This window comes from Kandleria vitulina DSM 20405, from assembly GCF_000702065.1.
GTDB classification, from domain to species: domain Bacteria; phylum Bacillota_I; class Bacilli_A; order Erysipelotrichales; family Coprobacillaceae; genus Kandleria; species Kandleria vitulina.
In genome coordinates, this window is sequence record NZ_JNKN01000069.1 from 1 (window position 1) to 2256 (window position 2256).

Sequence of the window (2256 nt, forward strand, 5' to 3'; positions counted from 1 at the left end):
TGTCGGGTGGAAACTTAAATATCAAACTTCTTAAATAGAACCGTCAGGTTCTTAGAAGCCATCTACCTTTAGGTGGGTGGTAGTTCACTTTGATATTTGGATGATGTTATAATGCAGTTAAGGAGGAATTTCTATGTTTGTACCTATAATAAGAAAAGTATCTCAAGACGAATTTGAACAGGCGTTCATGTTAGGAGGATATCTTTCAAAAAGGGACCATCTGAAGACGAGAAAAGGTTTTCTATTAAAAAGAAGAAGACTGCTGAAAACATCACGTCAGATTTCTTCTTTATTAAAAAAGCTCGATATGCCTAATGATACAATGGAGATGGATTCATTGTTAAAATGTGATCTTTCTCGTGGCTATATCGTAGAATCAAGTTATTATGCTCATAGTATAATAAGAGAACTGATGTATCATCATAACAGCTATTCACATAAGAAATGGCAACATAAGCTCTTTTATGCTTTTAAGGACAATCCAGCCTATGCAGGTGCATTTGTCAGCAATATTGAGGATATGTATAAAAGACATCATACATCTACCATGGAGATGATGAGAGAAGCTTATTATGATACTTATAAAGAAAAACTAAAATAAAAAACTCCTTACACACGTAAGGAGCTTTTTTTATTACATTGCTGTATAACCACCATCTACAGGTAAGTTAACACCAGTGACATATGAAGAAGCAGGGGAAGCTAAGAAAATAGCAGCACTATCCAATTCTCCTTCATTTCCGTATCTTTCTAGAGGAATCATTGTCTTTGCATTCTGCTGGAAGAAATCACTATTTAATGTATCTACAGTTAAGTCAGTGTAGAAATATCCAGGACAGATTGAATTGACAGTAATATTATATTTTCCCCATTCAGAAGCAAGTGCTCTTGTCAAATTGACAACGCCACCTTTAGCAGCATGATATGGAGAAGAGCCAGCAATCTTATTGCCGACAAGACCATACATTGAAGCAATGTTGATGATTCGACCATATTTAGCTGGAATCATTGCCTGTTTAGCAACAGCTCTAGCAACCTTGAATGAACCAAATAAGTCAATGTTCATTTCATTGGCAAACTGTTCATCAGTAATGTCTTCAGCAGGAGCAACAGCACCTGTACCGGCATTATTTACAAGAATATCAATTCTTCCAAAATGATTCAAAACTTCCTTGACAGCTTCATTGACACGATCAGTATCAGTGATATCACACTGAACACCGATGGCGTCTACGCCATATGTCTTTTTGATTTCTTCAGCAACAGCATCGATTCTTTCTTTTCTTCTTGCTAAAGCAACAATGTTTGCACCCTGAGATGCAAGAGCTTTCGCCATCTGAACGCCTAGTCCTGCAGAACATCCAGTGACAAGAGCCACCTGGCCCTTAAGATCAAAATAATTAGTCATTTTTTAACTCCTTTCAAAAACTCTTATACATTTATTATAGCGTTTTCATTTTTTGTAGACAAATGATTTGCACAAAATTTTTTTAATATGATTTATCATATAGGTTATGATACACTATAAAAACAAGGAGTGAAGTGAATGAATATAATAGATGAAATGCATCACTTTGATCTGTTTTCTTCATTAGAAGATCATCAGATTGAAGAGATTCTTTCTTTATTATCAGGAAGAATAGAATGCTATGAGAAAAATGAAATAGTCTTTAATCAAGGAGAAACAGTCCATGAGATTGGACTTGTATTAGAAGGAGAACTCATTGGAATCAGCTATGATTTACTTGGACACTCCAATATTTATGCTCATATTGATACCTATGATTATTTTGGAGAATCCTATGCTTTAATACATCATGATTTAAAGTTGGATGTAATGGCAGTCACAAAGACAAGAGTGCTATTCCTTGACGGCAATAAGATTATGGATGTTCACTATCCTGCCTTTATAAAGAATCTTATGCATCTTCTTGCCAGCAAGAATGTGGCATTATCCAATAAAATCAATACAATTGCACCTAAGAGCATGAGAGAGCGTCTCATGAACTATTTATATATGCAAATAAGAATACATGATAGCTTTGTCTTTGATATTCCTTTCAACCGTCAGCAGTTGGCTGATTATCTACTTGTAGATAGATCATCCTTATCCCATGAACTATCACTTATGAAACAGGAAGGATTGCTTGATTTTAAAAAGAATCATTTCATCATTTATAAAGTTCCCGACAGAAAACCCACGTGCCTTTAGGCCGTGGGATAAATATCAGTAAAATATATGGTATAATATACATA

General features: G+C 34.8%; 3 protein-coding genes. 2 read left to right on the plus strand and 1 reads right to left on the minus strand.

Going from position 1 to position 2256, the window contains the following annotated elements:
• The first annotated feature begins 133 nt into the window (after nt 1–133).
• Nucleotides 134–601, plus strand: a complete 468-nt coding sequence (locus T513_RS0109540; RefSeq protein WP_031589900.1) for a hypothetical protein — start codon at nt 134–136, stop codon at nt 599–601.
• Between the two features lie 33 nt (nt 602–634).
• Here T513_RS0109540 and T513_RS0109545 read toward each other — a convergent pair whose 3' ends face one another.
• On the minus strand, nt 635–1408 hold the full coding sequence (locus T513_RS0109545; protein WP_031589901.1) for an SDR family oxidoreductase: 774 nt from the start codon (nt 1406–1408) through the stop codon (nt 635–637).
• A gap of 138 nt (nt 1409–1546) precedes the next feature.
• On the opposite strand from T513_RS0109545, the gene T513_RS0109550 reads away from it, so the two are divergent.
• Nucleotides 1547–2212: a Crp/Fnr family transcriptional regulator gene (locus T513_RS0109550; RefSeq protein ID WP_031589902.1), complete on the plus strand. Its 666-nt coding sequence runs from the start codon at nt 1547–1549 to the stop codon at nt 2210–2212.
• The last annotated feature ends 44 nt before the right edge of the window (nt 2213–2256 follow it).